Origin of the sequence: Providencia sp. PROV033 (assembly GCF_028484855.1) — a bacterium.
Taxonomy (GTDB): Bacteria; Pseudomonadota; Gammaproteobacteria; order Enterobacterales; family Enterobacteriaceae; genus Providencia; species Providencia alcalifaciens.
Window position 1 is genome coordinate 1 of sequence record NZ_JAMPSW010000053.1, and the last position, 19167, is coordinate 19167.

Genomic DNA, 19167 nt, shown 5'->3' on the forward strand with positions numbered 1-19167 from the left:
AAATAATTTAACTTAATCAAAAAGCCCTAGTATTTAACTAGGGCTTTCATTATCTAAAAATACCAATTATCGTGACAGGCTAATTGAAAAATTAGAAAGGCATCACTTGATAATGGACCAATAACCAAATTGTCAGATAAGCAAATATCGCAGCAATGATGTCATCAATCATGATCCCAAATCCACCACTGACTCGACGATCAAAAATACGGATTGGCCAAGGCTTCCACATGTCGTAAACACGGAAAATTAAAAATCCAGTAATCACCCATTGAACGCTGACAACAGGGATCGCCATGAGCGTAATCCACATACCGATAAATTCATCCCAAACAATACTTCCATGGTCATGAATCTTCATATCATCGGAAGTACGCTGGCAGATCCAACATCCAAACCAGAACCCAACCACGATAATAACCCAGCAGCTCCACATCGGCAGATGACTCATTAATAGCCAGAATGGAATAGCCGCTAATGATCCCATTGTGCCAGGAACAATTGGCGATAAACCACTACCAAATCCTGTAGCAAGCAAATGCCACGGATTTCGCATATTCAATCGTTTTTTTGCTGCTGCTTTTTCTTGTGTGGTCGCCATGGACATTTTCCTAAACAAAATGATCAAAGCCTTTGAGATTAACCTCAACAGCTTGATTATCACAAAAATAGCTGATCCCTTCAGATTGTGGTCTGATCTGACCAATACATGTAAAGCCTGCCCCTGTATGCGCTAAAGCGACTTCTAACGCACCACGATTCATTTCAGGTACCGTAAAACAGAGTTCATAATCTTCACCGCCACTTAATGACCAAACTCGAGCTTGATCGACGGAACAGTTCGCCTTTAAAGCTTCTGACTGTGGCAAAGCATCAAGATTAATTCTCGCGCCACAACCACTGGCTTTGAGTATATGGTTAAGATCGGATACTAAGCCATCAGAGATATCTATCGCAGAGGATGCAAGATTACGTAAGGCCTGACCTTGCAAGATACGAGGTTGTGGCCGTAAATGACGACCAACCAACCACTGTTTCTGTTCACGATTTTCAGGATGCAATTTATCTTGTAGTATCGCTAATCCCGCAGCACTATCTCCCAATGTGCCGGTAACATAAATCCAGTCACCATTATGTGCACCGGAACGCGTTAATGCTTTTCCAGCAGGTACGAGACCATGCACGGTATACGTAAAACTCATTGGACCCCGAGTTGTATCTCCGCCAATCAGTTGCATACCATAGTAATTCAATTGTTCAAACAACATATCACTAAAGGATTGCAGCCACTCATGATCCACGCTTGGTAAAGTTATAGCTAAAGAAACCCAAGCAGGATCCGCCCCCATTGCAGCGAGGTCGCTTAAATTTGAGGCGAGAGATTTATAAGCAAGGTCAGCAGGAGAGATATTGGGTAAAAAATGAATACCAGAAACTAGGGTGTCAGTACTCACAGCAATTTGCTGTTTTTCGGGGATAGTCATTAGCGCACAATCATCGCCAATACCGATATTAACATCACGTCGGTTTATAGGTTGACGATTAAAAAAACGTGCGATGAGGTCAAATTCGCCATATGACATGGTAGATTTTCCATTTTCGCTATGTCTGATTTTAAATAAACTGAAAAACCAGACATAAGTACTAGAGTAGACTGGAACCCAGCCTACTCATTGTGACTCACGTATTACAGGAGGGAACCTGATTATGTTTATTTCTTACGACGTACTACAGGCGCTGCTTTATCTAACACACCGTTGACAAACTTATGGCTATCTTCAGCACCAAAAACTTTAGCTAATTCAATACCTTCATTTATCGCAACCTTGAAAGGTACATCTTGTCTATAGCTTAGTTCATACATCGCGACACGTAAAATTGCTTTCTCAACTTGACCTAACTCCTCTAATTGACGAGATAAGTAAGGTGACATTAATTGATCCAGCTTCGTGGCATTGTTCGCAATACCAGAAATTAATTCACGGAAATAGTTTACGTCAACGTCAGACATGTCCTGTTCAGCAATAAACTCATATTCCACTTCGGCAATAGGATTACCGGATAATTGCCATGAATAAATGGCCTGTACAGCACACTCACGAGCGCGGCGACGAGCAGCAGGTTTCACAAGATTCCCCTTAAATAAAAAAACTACACAGCATATTCCGAGCTCATTGAGCCCGAAATATGACGCGCATTATTTGCCTTTTACAGCTTTAATCACATTAATCATTTCGAGCGCAGTCAGTGCAGCTTCTGCACCTTTGTTACCTGCTTTAGTCCCTGCACGCTCAATGGCTTGTTCGATATTTTCAGTGGTTAACACACCGAAAGTCACAGGAACTTCGCTGTTCATTGCAACTTGAGACAACCCAGAGCTGCACTCACCAGCAACAAATTCAAAGTGAGCAGTCCCGCCACGAATAACGGTACCTAATGCGATAACTGCATCATATTTTTTGGTTTCGACCAGTGCTTTTACAGTCAATGGTAATTCATATGCACCAGGTACCCACACAACAGTGATGTTGTCTTGAGCAACTTGACCAATACGCTCTAACGCGTCAACAGCACCGTCCAGCAGGCTATCATTAATAAAGTTGTTAAAACGAGCGATAGCGATAGCAACACGCGCTTTTGGCGCAGCAACAACACCTTTGATTACGTTCATAATCTTCCTCAAATATTAATTATAACCCGCGGGGCGCGGATTTTATCACATTCTTTAGGTAATCGTATGAGTGAATTTCAGCAAACAGCTAAAAAAAACGCATTTACCATACAGGGCGCAACCTTACACGAAGGTCACTACCGACTTTTTCAACGTCAGTAAATTCAAATTTAGGCGCATCCGATAATGCGCTTAATTCAGGGAGGCTCACTAAACCACGTGCCGCATCCCCAAGTAATTTCGGTGCAATATACACAATTAGCTCATCAACTAAGCCTAATTTCAATAGCGAACCCGCCAGTTTAGCCCCAGCTTCAACCCAGATGCTATTCACATTGCGCTTCGCTAATTGCATCATTAAGATGACTAAATCGATACCATTGTCATCCGCAGGGATAGCGAGTTGCTCAACATCACCTTGCCATGTAACTGTTGTGTCTGGCGTCGGGCGGACTAACCAACATTCCCCCTCTAGCTGAGTGACTTTATGATCAGGGGTAACGCGATTATGGCGATCTAGCACAATACGAATTGGCTGACGCAGTGTCTCTTCTGGGTACTTTGCTTGAATATCCGCAGGTAACTCATTCCAACGAACGGTTAAAGCTGGATCATCCGCAATAACCGTATTGCTGGTGCTCAAAATCGCACTCGCTTGAGCACGTAATACCTGAACATCTTTACGCGCCGCAGGACTCGTGATCCATTTACTTTCCCCATTCGCTAGAGCCGTTTTGCCATCTAGCGAGGCTGCCAGTTTTAATTGAATGTAGGGAAAAGCGGTACGCATGCGTTTTAAAAAGCCACGGTTAAGTGCTTCAGCTTCTTCCAGTAAAATATTACTAGCCGTTTCGATGCCCGCTTGATTGAGCATATATAAACCTCGCCCAGCGACTTGTGGGTTTGGATCTTGCATCGCGGCAACAACACGACTAATTCCGGCATTAATTAAAGCTTCCGCACAAGGCGGAGTACGACCGTGATGGCTACAAGGCTCAAGGGTCACATAGGCTGTCGCACCTTTTGCTTTATCCCCAGCCATACGCAATGCATGCACTTCAGCGTGAGGCTCACCCGCTTTTTGATGATAGCCTTCACCCACAATCTCGCCGTCACGGACAATGACGCAACCCACATTAGGATTCGGCGATGTGGTAAAGCGCCCTTCTTTTGCCAATTCAAAGGCTCGCGCCATGTAAATACGGTCTTGTTCAAGCATCAATATTAGTCCTGTAACTTAGCAATTTCTTCGCCAAACTCACGTACATCCTCAAAGCTACGATAAACCGAAGCAAAACGAATATACGCTACTTTATCGAGTTTTTTGAGCTCATCCATCACCAAATTACCGATCAACTTGGAAGGCACTTCACGCTCGCCTGTTGCACGTAGGTGGGATTTAATAGAAATAATCGCTTGATCAATAGCATCAGAGCTGACAGGACGCTTTTCTAATGCTTTTAGCATACCTCGGTTGAGTTTTTCTTCATCGAAGGGCTCGCGTATGTCGTCACTTTTAATTACCCGAGGCATAACAAGTTCCGCCACTTCAAAGGTGGTGAAGCGTTCATGACACACCAAACATTGGCGGCGCCTGCGCACTTGAGAGCCTTCACCAACCAGACGCGAGTCGATCACTTTCGTATCTACAGCTGAGCAAAATGGGCAATGCATAGGAATTCCTGATTCTATTTATAGGGTAGGTAGTGTAACTCAGTCCTGAAATGAAAAACACCCTGCAAGTAGAACTCGCAAGGTGCTTTCAACGCTTTATACTACGCAAAAATTAAGGCAGTAAAGACTCTTGGTCCGCACCTTCTTTCTCGACTTTCGCCTGAATTAAGTGCTCACGCTTCATACCCATCTTCAGTGCTAATGCAGAAGCTACGTAGATAGATGAAATCGTACCGATAGTCACACCGATTAACATAACCAGTGAGAAGCCTTCTAACATTGCGCCACCAAACAGATACAGCATCAGAACCACTAATAAGGTTGTTGCTGATGTCATGATGGTACGGCTCAATGTTTGAGTCAGAGATACGTTCATAATTTCATAAGGCGTACCGCGACGAATCTTACGGAAATTCTCACGGATACGGTCCGAAACTACGATGCTGTCGTTAAGGGAATAACCAATAACAGACATCAATGACGCCACGATAGTCATATCAATCTCAATATGGAATAGAGACAGAATACCTAATGTGATCACCACGTCATGAGCGAGCGCCAATACAGCCCCTGCCGCCAAACGCCATTCGAAACGGAAACCAACGTAAATCAGGATACAGATCAGCGCCGTTAATAACGCTAGTGCCCCTGTTTGTGCTAACTCAGCACCTACACTTGGTCCCACGAATTCAATACGCTTAACCGTCGCTTGCTCATCAACGTTTTTATTGATGATAGTAATGATCTCTTTACCCACTTCTTGACCCGCTACACCTTCAACAGGTGGTAAGCGGATCATGATGTCACGGCTGCTACCAAAGTTTTGGATTAATGGATCTTTATGATTCGAGTTAGATAGGCTATCACGAATTTTATCCAAATCAGCAGGCTGGCTAAGGTTGATTTCAATGACGGTACCGCCCGTAAAATCAAGTCCCCAGTTAAAGCCTTTAACACCGATAATCACACAAGAAGCGATCAGTAAAATGATAGAAATACTAAAGGCAACGTTGTCCCAGCGCATAAAGTCATAAACTTTACGACCATAGTTCAATTGTTCAACAGTATAATCCTGTGCCACAACGTGCTCCTTAAATTGACAGCTTATTAATACGTTTACCACCGTATAGCAGGTTCACGATTGCACGTGTACCAACAATAGCTGTAAACATAGAGGTTGCGACACCAATCGCTGTCGTAATCGCAAAGCCTTTAATCGACCCTGTACCCACTGCGTACAAAATAATTGCCGTGATCAGCGTCGTTAAGTTTGCATCGGTAATACTTGAGAAGGCGCCTTTATACCCTTCGTGGATCGCTTGCTGTACCGAGCGCCCATTACGCAGTTCTTCTTTGATACGTTCATTTATAAGAACGTTAGCATCGACGGCAACCGCAAGGGTTAAGACGATACCTGCAATACCTGGCATAGTCAGTGTTGCCCCTGGTAACAGAGACATAATACCTACGATCATCACCAAGTTTGCCATCAAAGCACTACTCGCGATCAAACCAAATTTACGATAGTAAATAATCATAAACAGGATAGAGGCTAACAGACCTGCGATACACGCTTTCAGACCTTGCTCAATGTTTTGCATACCCAATGTTGGACCGATTGTACGTTCTTCAACAATTTGGATTGGTGCAATCAGCGCACCTGCACGCAACAGCAAGGATAATTGACGCGCTTCGTTTGCGTTATCAATTCCTGTAATACGGAACTTACTACCGAAACGAGCTTGAATACGTGCAGCGTTAATCACTTTCTCATCTTTGACTAAAATCGCACGACCCGCAGCATCTTTTTTACCACTGTCTTTGTACTCAACGAACAGGGTTGCCATCAGCTTGTCTTGGTTGTCACGGGTAAAGTCAGACATGATAGAGCCACCTGCACTATCAAGACTAATGCTGACCTGTGGGTAACCATTTTCATCCGTTTCAGACGTTGAGTCAGTGATGTGGTCACCCGTTAAAACAACACGCTTATACAGAACATAAGGCACGCCATTACGGTCAGATTTGAGTTCTGAATCACCCGGAATACGTCCACTTTCTGCAGCTGAGCTATCCACACTTGTATTGACTAAACGGAATTCTAAGGTTGCAGTTGCACCTAAAATTTCTTTTGCACGCGCAGTATCTTGGATACCTGGCAATTCAACAACAATGCGATCCGCACCTTGGCGTTGAACCAATGGTTCAGCAACACCTAATTGGTTAACACGGTTACGGATGATAGTGATGTTTTGAGAGACGGCATAGTTACGTGCTTCACGTAAGCGCTCATCAGTCATAACAGCAATCATGGTGTTATCGCTGCCATCAGAAAACACTAAATCTGGGTATTTACGCGCCAGTGTTTTCTCAGCAAGACTGCGATCATCAGCGTTACGGAAGCGAACTTCGACGCTATAATCACTGCCTTTACGAATAGAAGAGTACGCAATACCTGCTTGACGCAAGTCATTACGCAAACCATCCATGTTTTGTTCCTGCAATTTACCTAATGCAGTGTCCATATCAACTTCCATCAGGAAGTGAACCCCACCACGTAAGTCCAGACCCAGCTTCATCGGTTCACCACCGAGAGCTTCAAGCCATTTTGGTGTAGCAGGTGCAAGGTTTAATGCAACAACATACTGGTCACCCAACGCGTTCATGATAACTTCACGAGCACGTAACTGAACGTCAGAGTTGTTGAAACGGGCTAAAATCGCCCCATTCTCAAGAGCAACAGATTTGCTCTGAATTTTATCTGTTTCTAAAACTTTTTGGACTTGGATCAGCGTTTGTTCATTGGCGGCGGTTCCCCGCACGCCAGTGATCTGAACAGCCGGATCCTCACCATATAGGTTTGGAAGTGCATACAGCAAACCGATGAGGATCGCAGTGATCAACATCAGATACTTCCATAAAGGATAACGGTTTAGCACGGCAGTTCCCTTCGGGAAAATTCAGAATTAGATTGCTTTCATTGTGCCTTTAGGTAGAACAGCAGCAACGAAATCACGTTTGATAGTTACTTCAGTGTTCTCACTCAGTTCAAGAACAACATAACCTGTTTCAGACACTTTAGTTACACGACCGATTAAACCACCCGTTGTTAAAACTTCATCGCCTTTAGCGATTGATTCCATCAGTTTACGGTGATCTTTAGCACGTTTTTGCTGTGGACGCAGGATCATGAAATAGAAAATCAGCGCGAAAACAACCAGCATAATAATCAGAGAGTACGGGCTACCTTGAGCGGGTGCGCCTGCTGATGCAGCGGCTTCAGAAATAAAAAAACTCATTCAACTTTCCTCATTGTTATTGAAAGCAATTTCAAACTTACACTTTAACTAATTTAAGTTACATAAAATACATCAAACCATTATGTAACTAGAACTAAAAACTATAATTTGCACTAAATAATTCTTTTGGCTGATGCCAATAACCACAATTCAGCTGCAAGAACGAAGGGTACAGCCCGATATGCTACACAGATCGGGCTAACTTCGCACTTTAAATTCACGCTCTATTTAATGAAGGCTGAGGTTTCCCAATCTTCTGATAGAAATCGGCAGCAAACTGCTCAAAATTGCCAGCTTCAATCGCTTGGCGAATACCTGCCATTAAGCGCTGGTAGTAACGTAAATTATGAATGGTATTGAGACGCGCACCCAAAATTTCATTACAACGGTCAAGATGGTGCAAATAAGCACGGCTATAATGACGACAAGTATAGCAGTCACACTCTTCATCAAGTGATGAAGTATCTGACTTATACTTCGCATTACGAATTTTTACCACGCCGTTAGTGACAAACAAATGCCCATTACGTGCATTTCGAGTTGGCATCACACAGTCAAACATATCAATGCCACGACGCACGCCTTCAACTAAATCCTCAGGTTTACCAACGCCCATTAGGTAACGCGGTTTTTCCGCTGGAATTTGCGGGCATACGTGTTCTAAAATGCGGTGCATATCTTCTTTTGGCTCACCCACTGCTAGGCCGCCTACAGCGTACCCATCAAAGCCGATTTCCACCAGCCCTTTCACGGAGATATCGCGTAAATCTTCGTAAACACTGCCTTGAATAATTCCAAACAGGGCATTTTTATTGTTTAGCTCATCAAAACGTTGGCGGCTACGTGCAGCCCAACGTAATGACATTTCCATTGATGTTTTGGCGTAATCCCAATCGGCTGGATATGGTGTACATTCGTCAAAGATCATGACGATATCAGAACCAAGATCGTACTGAATTTCCATCGATTTTTCAGGACTTAAGAAGACTTTTTCGCCGTTAATTGGATTACGGAAATGAACGCCTTCTTCTTTAATTTTACGCATGGCGCCAAGACTAAAAACTTGGAAACCGCCGGAGTCCGTTAAAATCGGACCTTGCCATTGCATAAAATCGTGCAGGTCACCATGCAATTTCATGATCTCTTGACCCGGACGTAACCATAAATGGAAGGTATTACCCAGTAAAATTTGTGCGCCAGTTTCTTTCACTTCTTCAGGGGTCATCCCCTTCACTGTGCCATAAGTTCCTACTGGCATAAACGCGGGGGTTTCAACCACGCCACGTTCAAAAATCAGGCGACCACGACGCGCATTACCGTCGGTTGTCTGTAATTCATATTTCACGTTTTATCTCCTAGCATCAGAAAAACAGTCTGGTGCTATTGGTTACTGAATCTAAGCGAGCAGCGACGCCGCCACTTATTCTTGTTCTGCCGAGCCGACTTGCTCAAAACGAGCATTCGCATTTGGCGTAATAAACATAGCATCGCCATAACTAAAGAAACGGTATTTTTGCTCAACCGCTTCTTTGTAGGCTCGCATGGTGTTTTGATATCCTGCAAACGCAGAAACCAACATAATCAACGTGGATTCTGGTAGGTGGAAGTTAGTGATCAGGGCATCAATCACTTGATATTCATAACCCGGATAAATAAATATCTGGGTATCATCAAAGAATGGAGCAATTAAAGCATTTTGGCTGGCTTTCGCGGCGCTTTCAAGTGAACGAACAGATGTAGTTCCCACCGCAATCACACGATTTCCACGCGCTTTACATGCCAACACAGCATCGACCACCTCTTGCGGCACCTCTGCATATTCAGAGTGCATAATATGGTCTTCGATGGAATCGACTCGCACAGGTTGGAACGTGCCCGCACCGACATGCAATGTCACGAATGCCATCTCAACGCCTTTTTGACGTAATGCGTCTAATAACGGCTCATCAAAGTGTAAACCCGCTGTTGGTGCAGCAACCGCACCTGGACGTTGGCTATACACCGTTTGATACAGCTCTTTATCAGACTCTTCATCTGGACGGTCGATATACGGTGGCAATGGCATGTGCCCAATTTGGTTAAGAATGCTCAACACATCACGGGCATCATCAAAGCGCAATTCAAATAGAGCACCATGACGAGCAACCATTGTTGCGTTCACACTTTCATCTTCACCAAGCAATAATGCCGCACCTTCCTTCGGTGCTTTAGACGCTCTAACATGAGCCAAAACACGGTGCTCATCAAGCATACGCTCAATCAGAACTTCAATTTTACCGCCGCTCGCTTTACGACCGAACAATCTAGCAGGGATCACTCGAGTGTTATTGAACACCAGCAAATCCCCTGGCTCCAATTTTTCAAGAATATCGGTAAACACACCATGCGTAAGCTGTCCCGTGGCACCATCAAGACCAAGTAAGCGACATGAGCTACGCTCAGCCTGAGGATAATGGGCAATAAGTTCTTCTGGTAATTCAAAAGTAAAATCGGATACACGCATTGTATTAACATCAATCTAAAAAAATAAGGCGACTAGTCTAGTGCTGCACTGTCTTTGGCGCAAGAAATAAGCGCCATTTAGTATAAAAAATAAGCAATATTGCGCAAATATTTTCTGAAACCGCACGGAATGTGCCTGCACTCTTTTTTCTTTCATTTTTTCGTTTATAGTACCGACATGAACTACCTTGCTCATCTTCACCTTGCCCATCTAGCCAAAAGCTCTCTATTGGGAAATATGATGGCGGACTACGTACGCGGCAATCCCGCGGGGGAATATTCTGCCGATATTGTCGCAGGGATCCGTATGCACAGGGCTGTTGATAGAACGACCGATACTCACCCACTCGTCAAACAAGCACGTCGCCTATTTCGTGAAGAATATCGCCGAGTTGCGCCTATCACATTGGATTTGGTCTGGGATCACTTTCTTTCTCGACATTGGACACGCTTCGTTCCTACCCTTTCACTCTCTGATTTCGTGCGTTTTGCTCGGCAAACCATTGAACCTGATTTGTGTCATACCCCTGAAAAATTTCAGGAGTTAAATGAGTACCTGTGGTCTCAGCAATGGCTGACTCGCTATGCAGAAAAAGAGTATATCGGGAAATCGCTCAATGGCATGGCAAGACGCCGACCGAAGCTGGCTGCCTTGAGTGGCTCTTTTGATGATTTTTTACTTAATTATCCAGAGCTTGAACATATTTTCTTTCAGTTTTATCCACTAATGATTGAGACGGCGGAACAACAGCTTTTTGCCCAAGAGTTCACATTACGTGCATCTGAATAAATTAAAACTTGCACTTTAATGGAATAAAACTATCTTATTGATATTAATTTGCCAAATTGATACCATTGATAGGTAAAAGCTATCATATTAATTGGTTTTAATGCCTTTATTCTCCAAGGATAAATCCTTATCCTTAGGTTATATTTATCCGCATGCCCCATTATGATTGCGGAGATAGAAACCCTTAAAACTCATAGGAGTACATTATGGTTCTGGTAACACGTCAAGCCCCTGACTTTACTGCTGCAGCTGTTCTTGGTAATGGTGAAATCGTTGATAACTTTAACCTGAAAAACCACCTGAACGGTCGTCCAGCTGTGATCTTCTTCTGGCCAATGGACTTCACTTTCGTTTGTCCTTCAGAACTGATTGCATTTGATCATCGTTATGAAGAATTCAAAAAACGCGGCGTAGAAATCGTTGGTGTTTCTTTTGACTCTGAGTTCGTCCATAACGCATGGCGTAAAACGCCTGTTGATAACGGCGGTATCGGTGAAGTTAAATATCCGATGGTTGCTGATATCAAACGTGAAATCATGAAAGCATACGGCATCGAGCACCCAGAAGCGGGCGTTGCTCTGCGCGGTTCTTTCTTAGTTGACAAAAACGGTATTGTTCGTCACCAAGTGGTTAACGACCTGCCATTAGGTCGTAACATCGACGAAATGCTGCGTATGGTTGACGCGCTGCAATTCCACGAAGAGCACGGTGATGTTTGCCCAGCTCAGTGGGAAAAAGGTAAAGAAGGCATGAACGCATCACCAAAAGGCGTTGCTGCTTACCTGACTAAAAACGCAACTGGTCTGTAATTCTACCAATTAAGTTTTCAGATGCCGGCTCAATGCCGGCATTTTTACATCTCTTATCTGCAATTTTTCCTACCTCGTTAACACTTTTCTACTTTTGCTGTTCAGCCCCCTAAATAATTCATGCTATATCTTAACGATACAAATATTTAACAAATTATTTATTTGTATTACATCTAAGCGTTACTTCCTTCATTTAATCGGGAGATACCAATGATAAAAAATGCATGGCGCCCTTCTTTACTACTGATTTCTTTGCTGACATCAAGTCAACTTTACGCCGCTTCCGAACCCGCTGTTGAAGCGACAAAAGGTATGGTTGTCTCCTCTCAACACCTCGCATCCCAAATTGGAGCTGATATTTTAAAAGCAGGAGGCAATGCGGTGGATGCTGCGGTTGCAGTCGGTTACGCGCAAGCCGTTGTTAACCCTTGCTGTGGTAATATCGGCGGCGGTGGGTTTATGACACTTCACCTTGCTGATGGCAAAGATATCTTCATTAACTTTCGAGAAACCGCACCAAAAGCCGCCAGTGCCGACATGTATTTAGATAAAGATGGCAAGCTTATCAAAGATGCCAGCTTATACGGCTACCTCGCCTCAGGCGTTCCAGGCACAGTCAAAGGTTTAGATTATGCCCTTGAAAAATATGGCACGATGAGCCGCCAACAAGTCATGGCGCCTGCAATTAAACTCGCAAGAGAAGGTTTTGTACTCACCCGTGGAGATACGGATGTACTCGACACCACAACTGAACGCTTTAAACAAGATCCTGAAGTCGCTCGTATCTTCTTAAAACCAGATGGAAGTACTTACCAACCTGGAGACTTGCTCGTTCAAACCGACTTAGCTAACACCTTAGAAAAAATCGCTAATAACGGTCCTGTCGCCTTCTATGAAGGGGATATACCTAAAATTGTAGAGGCAGCCTCGAAGAAAAACGGTGGGATCCTGACGGCTCAAGACTTTGCAGATTACACCATCGCAGACACAACGCCCGTTAGCTGTACATATCGCGGCTACAAATTTATCTCTGCCCCACCACCAAGCTCCGGCGGTGTGACTATCTGTGAAACCCTCAATATCTTAGAAGGTTATGACCTAAAAGAAATGGGCTTCAACTCAGCAGAATATATTCATACACTGACCGAAGCGATGCGCCATGCTTACATGGATCGCAATACATTCCTAGGTGATCCTGCATTTGTCGATAACCCGACAGGCAAATTACTCAGTAAACAGTATGCGGCAGATCTGCGAAAAGAAATTGTTCCGAACAAAGCGACGCCGTCTACCGAAGTCCAGCCTGGTATGGGACCGCATGAAAAACCAGAAACCACCCATTATTCGGTGGTAGATGATAAAGGCAATGCTGTTTCAACCACTTACACGATTAATGGTCGATTTGGCTCCGTCGTTATCCCACCGGGTACAGGCTTCTTCTTGAATGATGAAATGGATGATTTCACCACCAAAGTCGGCGAAAAAAATCTGTATGGATTAGTACAAGGAGAAAGAAACTCCATTGCCCCCGGTAAGCGCCCACTATCATCCATGAGCCCAACAATTGTCACCAAAGATGGCAAAGTGTTCTTAGTTCTCGGCTCACCGGGTGGCTCTCGTATTATTTCGATTACCTTACAAACCGCGTTAAATATTATTGACCATGGTATGCCTCCACAAGAAGCGGTAAATGCCCCTCGAATTCACCATCAATGGCTCCCAGACGAGGTTTACTATGAACAGCGTGGCGTGTCTAAAGATACGTTAGCTCTACTAGATAAAATGGGATATAAGATGGTTGAACAGACGCCATGGGGCGCTGCGGAGCTGATTATGATTGGTATTCCTGATGGTGCAGGCGTCAGTGCAAAATCCTCAGGTAACGATTCTGCCGTTTCCGGTAAAGTTCGCGAAGGCTTTATCTATGGCTCTAACGATGTCCGCCGCCCTGCGGGTAGTGCTGTGGGTGTGAATTAATTCAGTCATCATGATAACGAAAAATGCCAGTGGGATTATCCTCCACTGGCATTTTTATTGCGTATTTACAAAATACTACGCGTGTTTATGACGTTCGTTAGATGGTGAAATGAATCTATCACACACAATAGCAACAACCAGCACAGCGACGGATGGTAACACCCAAGCTAAATCTTGTTGGTATAATGGGATAGACGTCATCCAATCTGGAATGTAGATCTTCAAACTATCCGATGCTTTCACTGCGCCAATCAAGCCAACCACAAAACTTGTTAACATCGTCGGTGCAATTACGATGGTTGGATTACGCCACCATTTCAATGTAAAGCTCATCAAAATCAAAACAATACAAGGCGGATAGATTGATACTAAAACAGGCAGTGAAAATGCGATCAGCTTACTGAGCCCAAGGTTTGAAATCACCATGGAGAACAGACCCAAAATTAGCACTAACTTACGGTAAGAAATTGCGACATAACGGCTGAAAAACTCAGCACATGCACACGTTAAACCAACAGCAGTTACCATACAGGCAACAAAAATCAGCACCGCTAAGAAGAAGCTACCGTAGTTCCCAAAAGTGTACTGAACATATTCATGCAGAATATCAGCACCATCGGCAGGATTTGGAATTAATGAACCGCTATTCTCGCCCAGTTTAAACAGCGATAAATAAACCAGCGTTAATAAAACCCCTGCAATTAAGCCCGCCCACATAGTATAACGAGTTAATAATGAGGAGTTTTCGATACCTCGTGAGCGTGCTGCATTCACAATGACGATACCAAACACCATCGCACCTAATGTATCCATCGTTAAGTAACCATTGATGAAACCATTAGAGAATGCCATATTTTGATATTCTGGCGTTGCCACAATTGGCTGCCCTGCGGGCCACATCACCGCCGCAATACCCAATATAGCCAGTGCCAACATTTTTACTGGCGCCAGAATATGCCCCACGCTATCAAGTAACTTACCTGGATATAACGAAATTCCGATGACCAGTACAAAATAGATTGCACTATAAACCAATAGGGAGATTTCCGATTCACCCCCAAGCAATGGCGCAATACCCACTTTATACGAAACGGTTGCTGTTCTTGGTGTCGCGAAAAGAGGTCCTACTGATAAGTAAGCAACGACAGCTAATAATAAACCAGCAGTTTTACCAATCGGCGTGCTGAGCGCTTCAATACCGCCCCCCACTTTTGCTAGTGCAACAACAGTAAGAACAGGAAGACCGACGCCAGTGACTAAGAAACCAAGTGCAGCAGTCCAAACCTGCTCACCTGCTTGTAAACCGACCATTGGCGGGAAAATGATATTTCCAGCACCAACAAATAGCGCAAAGGTCATAAAACCTAAGGCGAGGATATCTCTGGATGATAAACGATGAGCCATATTATGTTAATTTTTAGTAAATTATGAATTAAAAACAGGCTATCTCATAGATAACCTATTGGAACATATATGACGAAATAGAGTTCTGATTAACATGACTTTAACACTATAAAATGCATGCCTTGGTTAGCTTTGTAATACTAAACATCAAAAAACAGTAAAAATCGCCAATAACTGGCGACAAGTAAAACTTTTATAGGGAAAAAAGGCAAGAGCAAACCTGAAAACAAGAATAAAGTACCAAACTAAATTTAAGAACCAGTGATTACTGTCAGTAAATTTGCAATATCCCGTATATATTCAGGCTAAAAAAACAGCAACAAAACATTATTTAACCACTCATAATGTATTTTGGCAGGATAAGATGAAGAAAATTGCGGGATAACAATGAAAATATAGCGCGGCGATTAAAAATAACGTCAAAAAGGAAGAAATAGCAAAACAAAAAACCTTGCTAATGCAATGATTTTATTAGCAAGGTTTCATTTTTAGCGATTATTTGGCACACCTATTTTTTATCTGACACAATAAAAACAGGCGGTAACGTAAAGGAAAATTCACTGCCCTTACCAATCTGACTGGTGACCGATAATTGGCTGCTATGATGCTGAACAGCATGCTTAACAATCGCTAAACCTAGGCCCGTTCCCCCACCACCTTGTCGAGAGCGCGCCTTATCCACACGATAAAAACGTTCCGTTAAGCGAGGAATGTGCTCAGCAGGAATTCCAGGACCATTGTCACTCACGCTAAATTGTGCGCCGTTATTGGTTTTCTGCCATTTCACCTTAATTTTCGTCCCTTCCGGTGTATGGTTTATCGCATTATAAACCAAGTTAGCAACCGCACTGCGTAACTGTTCTTCATTACCATGCACTCGCAGTTTTTCATCAATCACGAATTCAAACTCATGTCGCCCTTGGCTTAAGCCAATGGCTTCTTGTTCAATCATTTTAAGAATGACCGGCATATTAATCTGTTCATCAAGATTAATTTGAGGGGCAACCTCAATTCGTGATAGTTGCAGCAATTGCTTCACTAAATTATCCATCCGATGGGTCTGCTCTTGCATCACCGATAAGGCTTTTTTATTCATCGGTGATGTTCCTTCTTGGTCATCCATCACCTCGAGATAACCTTGAATGACGGTCAGTGGTGTACGTAATTCATGGCTAACGTTGGCAAAAAAGTCTCTGCGTGCTTTTTCCAATCTGCGCTTTTCAGTCACATCTCGAGCCACCATCAATAACTGGTCACTGGTGTATGGCAAAATGCGAAACTCCACAATTTCACCGCTGTTCAATTCAATCGTCAGCGCTTGGTCATAACTCTTCACCGTGAAATAACGGCTAAAATCAGGATAACGTAATAAATTAAAAATATGCTGCCCGTTATCCTCTGGCCAGCGAAAGCCAAGAAGCTGTTGAGCGTGGCGGTTACACCAAAAAATATTGCCTTCCGTGGTCATCATAACGACCGCATCGGGTAGAGACTCAGCTCCACTGCGAAACCGTTTAATAAGTTGTCCTAATTCGCGGCGGCGCTTACGGTTACGCTGCTGCATTTGATAAATACCGTAAAATATTGGCTCCCAGCCCCCTTTACCATCTGGTGGCAACATACTTCTATCTAGCCACAACCAGTCTGAAAGTTTTAGCAGGTTATATCCATGCCAAATTAACGCAGCTAGTAATGAAATAACCAATAGCCACGGCAGGTGGCCAATAAAAATAGATAATATTAGTGCGGGTAAAATAAATAAAAACAGCCCCCAGATCAGCTGTTTTAAGGATAAGCGTTCAAGCACCCCTGTTTCTCCCTAATGGTTTCTCAATAACGCACAGAGAAGCGGTAGCCAGTACCACGAACCGTTTGCACCATTTTATCATGCCCATCTAGCTCTAACGCTTTTCTTAAACGACGAATATGCACATCCACCGTCCTATCTTCGACATACACGTTTGCACCCCAAACATAATTAAGTAACTGCTCGCGGCTATAGACTCGCTCTGGATGGGTCATAAAAAAGTGAAGTAGCTTATATTCGGTAGGTCCCATATCGATGGGAATCTCATTACTCGTAACACGATGGGAAGTCGGATCAAGCACTAACCCATTCATTTCAATAATATCTTCTGTCGACATTGGCGAGATGCGCCGCAAAATTGCTTTAACACGGGCTATCAATTCTTTTGGTGAGAACGGCTTAATTAAATAATCGTCCGCGCCAACTTCTAACCCTTTCACACGATCTTCTTCTTCCCCTCTCGCGGTTAGCATCATTACGGGGACATCACGCGTAGCACTATCTCGTTTCATATGTTTGATCACTTGGATGCCTGAACCTCCGGGGATCATCCAATCCAGCAACACTAAATCAGGTAATGGATCAACCAATTGTGCTATCGCAGAATCATAATCATCAGCTTCTGTAGGCTGAAAACCATTCTGTTCCAATACAAAACAAACCATTTCTCGGATGGGCGCTTCATCTTCAACAACTAGAATGCGTCTTGCCATGATTGTTCCTGTAAATAAGAAGAGATTTTTAATGTGACCGCATTATGCGTCAGTTTTGTGACAGAATTATGAATATCTCAACGTAAGGCTACGATCCATCATTAGATTAACAGTTTACTGTCATGTAAGTGAAACATAAAAGCCATATCAGCCAAGCTTCCTACTTTCATTGCGAAGCGCTTCTCAACTATTTTTCATGCGCTTCCCTTCATATGGCACCGATGCGGTATACTGTGATACAGCAAACTGTAGGGTTTGAATATTAGTATAGTAAAAGCGTCATAATCATAGGAATAGGTAGCTCATGCGCATCATCCACACCTCAGACTGGCATTTAGGTCAATATTTTTTCACCAAAAATCGAGCATCTGAGCATCAGCACTTTTTACTCTGGTTAATTGAACAAATCAAACTGCACCAAGTGGATGCACTGATAGTGGCAGGTGATGTCTTTGATACTGGGGCACCACCTAGCTATGCCCGTGAGCTATACAATCAATTTATTGTTGATTTACAACGAACTAACTGCCAATTAGTCATTTTAAGCGGCAACCATGATTCGGTTTCTGTTCTAAACGAATCCAGTGCGCTATTACGTTATTTAAACACCCATGTCATCACCTCAAGCAGTGAATCTCATGTCATTACGCTAAAAGATAAACAAGGAAATCCGACTGGGCTAGTTTGCGCCATCCCGTTTTTACGCCCAAGGGATGTTCAAATCAGTATGGCAGGGCAAAGTAGTGAAGAAAAACAACTTTCATTGCAAAATGCCATCCGTGATTACTATCAAACCTGTTACCAAAAAGCCGTTAAGCAGCGCGAAGCTCTTGGCTTAGATATTCCTATCATCGCGACAGGACATCTCACTGTGATCGGTGCAGAACTCACCGATTCCGTCCGCGAAATTTATATCGGTACATTGGATGCATTTCCGTCCGGAGCCTTTCCTCCAGCAGATTATATTGCACTCGGGCATATCCACCGCCCGCAATTAATTGGTGGGAAAGAATATATTCGTTATAGCGGCTCCCCCATTGCACTCAGCTTTGACGAATCACAACAACAAAAAAGTGTGTGTTTAGTGGAATTTAAGGGTCATCAATTTTCCAATGTTACATTGCTGCCTATCCCTGTTTCTCAACCACTGTATAGTCTTAAGGGCACGTTAAAAGAGCTGCAACAACAGCTTATGACGTTACCCACCACCACTGAAAACCGCCCAACTTGGTTAGATATTGAAGTCGCATCCCAAGATTATCTTGGCGATATCCAGCAACGAATTGAAGCGCTCACCCAAGATCGCTGTGTCAAAGTGGTTCGCCTACGCCGTGCTCGTCGAGCCCAAACAGGCCAAAACCTTACACAGCCCAATGAAACATTGAGTGAATTAACGGCTGAAGAAGTCTTCTCTCGAAGGCTTGCTGAAGAATCATTAGAAGACAAAGCGTTAGAGCAGCGTTTATTACAACTGTTCAAGCAATCCTACGCCACCTTACGCACTGAACAAGGGGAATAAGC

Annotated in this window: 18 protein-coding genes; 4 read left to right on the forward strand and 14 right to left on the reverse strand. The window is 43.5% G+C overall.

Features of this window, described 5'->3' with window-relative positions:
- Positions 1-91: 91 nt before the first annotated feature.
- The 11 genes from pgpA to queA form a co-directional block, all read right to left on the reverse strand.
- Positions 92-601 (reverse strand): phosphatidylglycerophosphatase A, encoded by a 510-nt coding sequence (gene pgpA / locus PSF16_RS10595; protein ID WP_006657191.1) that lies wholly within the window; start codon positions 599-601, stop codon positions 92-94.
- Positions 602-611: 10 nt separating this feature from the next.
- The gene (thiL, locus tag PSF16_RS10600; protein ID WP_154632835.1) at positions 612-1583 is read right to left on the reverse strand and encodes a thiamine-phosphate kinase; all 972 of its coding nucleotides are present in this window, start codon (positions 1581-1583) and stop codon (positions 612-614) included.
- 128 nt (positions 1584-1711) lie between these two features.
- Entirely contained in the window at positions 1712-2128 is a 417-nt protein-coding gene (gene nusB, locus PSF16_RS10605) for a transcription antitermination factor NusB (RefSeq protein ID WP_006657189.1), read from the reverse strand.
- A gap of 69 nt (positions 2129-2197) precedes the next feature.
- Positions 2198-2671, reverse strand: coding sequence for a 6,7-dimethyl-8-ribityllumazine synthase (gene ribH / locus PSF16_RS10610; RefSeq protein ID WP_006657188.1), 474 nt, complete (start codon positions 2669-2671; stop codon positions 2198-2200).
- A 103-nt stretch (positions 2672-2774) separates the two neighbouring features.
- Positions 2775-3890 (reverse strand): bifunctional diaminohydroxyphosphoribosylaminopyrimidine deaminase/5-amino-6-(5-phosphoribosylamino)uracil reductase RibD, encoded by a 1116-nt coding sequence (ribD, locus tag PSF16_RS10615; protein ID WP_224050820.1) that lies wholly within the window; start codon positions 3888-3890, stop codon positions 2775-2777.
- Positions 3891-3895: 5 nt separating this feature from the next.
- Entirely contained in the window at positions 3896-4345 is a 450-nt protein-coding gene (gene nrdR / locus PSF16_RS10620; RefSeq protein WP_006662792.1) for a transcriptional regulator NrdR, read from the reverse strand.
- 112 nt (positions 4346-4457) lie between these two features.
- Positions 4458-5426, reverse strand: coding sequence for a protein translocase subunit SecF (gene secF, locus PSF16_RS10625; RefSeq protein ID WP_006662793.1), 969 nt, complete (start codon positions 5424-5426; stop codon positions 4458-4460).
- Between the two features lie 10 nt (positions 5427-5436).
- Positions 5437-7284 (reverse strand): protein translocase subunit SecD, encoded by a 1848-nt coding sequence (gene secD / locus PSF16_RS10630; RefSeq protein WP_272689236.1) that lies wholly within the window; start codon positions 7282-7284, stop codon positions 5437-5439.
- Between the two features lie 27 nt (positions 7285-7311).
- Positions 7312-7644 (reverse strand): preprotein translocase subunit YajC, encoded by a 333-nt coding sequence (gene yajC / locus PSF16_RS10635; protein ID WP_006657183.1) that lies wholly within the window; start codon positions 7642-7644, stop codon positions 7312-7314.
- 217 nt (positions 7645-7861) lie between these two features.
- Entirely contained in the window at positions 7862-8989 is a 1128-nt protein-coding gene (gene tgt / locus PSF16_RS10640) for a tRNA guanosine(34) transglycosylase Tgt (protein WP_006657182.1), read from the reverse strand.
- Positions 8990-9064: 75 nt separating this feature from the next.
- On the reverse strand, positions 9065-10147 hold the full coding sequence (gene queA, locus PSF16_RS10645) for a tRNA preQ1(34) S-adenosylmethionine ribosyltransferase-isomerase QueA (protein WP_006657181.1): 1083 nt from the start codon (positions 10145-10147) through the stop codon (positions 9065-9067).
- A 177-nt stretch (positions 10148-10324) separates the two neighbouring features.
- Between queA and PSF16_RS10650 the strand changes: the two genes are divergently transcribed.
- The 3 genes from PSF16_RS10650 (at position 10325) to ggt (ending at position 13722) form a co-directional block, all read left to right on the forward strand.
- Entirely contained in the window at positions 10325-10936 is a 612-nt protein-coding gene (locus PSF16_RS10650; protein ID WP_036963035.1) for an acyl carrier protein phosphodiesterase, read from the forward strand.
- A 206-nt stretch (positions 10937-11142) separates the two neighbouring features.
- Positions 11143-11745: a peroxiredoxin C gene (locus tag PSF16_RS10655; RefSeq protein ID WP_006662798.1), complete on the forward strand. Its 603-nt coding sequence runs from the start codon at positions 11143-11145 to the stop codon at positions 11743-11745.
- 210 nt (positions 11746-11955) lie between these two features.
- Entirely contained in the window at positions 11956-13722 is a 1767-nt protein-coding gene (ggt, locus tag PSF16_RS10660; RefSeq protein WP_006657177.1) for a gamma-glutamyltransferase, read from the forward strand.
- Between the two features lie 75 nt (positions 13723-13797).
- Here the strand turns inward: ggt and brnQ are convergent, their stop codons facing one another.
- From brnQ to phoB, 3 genes are all read right to left on the reverse strand, one after another.
- Positions 13798-15126, reverse strand: a complete 1329-nt coding sequence (gene brnQ, locus PSF16_RS10665; protein ID WP_272689237.1) for a branched-chain amino acid transport system II carrier protein — start codon at positions 15124-15126, stop codon at positions 13798-13800.
- A 508-nt stretch (positions 15127-15634) separates the two neighbouring features.
- Entirely contained in the window at positions 15635-16933 is a 1299-nt protein-coding gene (phoR, locus tag PSF16_RS10670) for a phosphate regulon sensor histidine kinase PhoR (protein ID WP_006657175.1), read from the reverse strand.
- A 23-nt stretch (positions 16934-16956) separates the two neighbouring features.
- On the reverse strand, positions 16957-17646 hold the full coding sequence (gene phoB, locus PSF16_RS10675) for a phosphate regulon transcriptional regulator PhoB (protein ID WP_006657174.1): 690 nt from the start codon (positions 17644-17646) through the stop codon (positions 16957-16959).
- 304 nt (positions 17647-17950) lie between these two features.
- Here phoB and sbcD point away from each other — a divergent pair, with 304 nt between their 5' ends.
- Positions 17951-19165: an exonuclease subunit SbcD gene (sbcD, locus tag PSF16_RS10680; RefSeq protein ID WP_272689238.1), complete on the forward strand. Its 1215-nt coding sequence runs from the start codon at positions 17951-17953 to the stop codon at positions 19163-19165.
- Positions 19166-19167 lie beyond the last annotated feature (2 nt).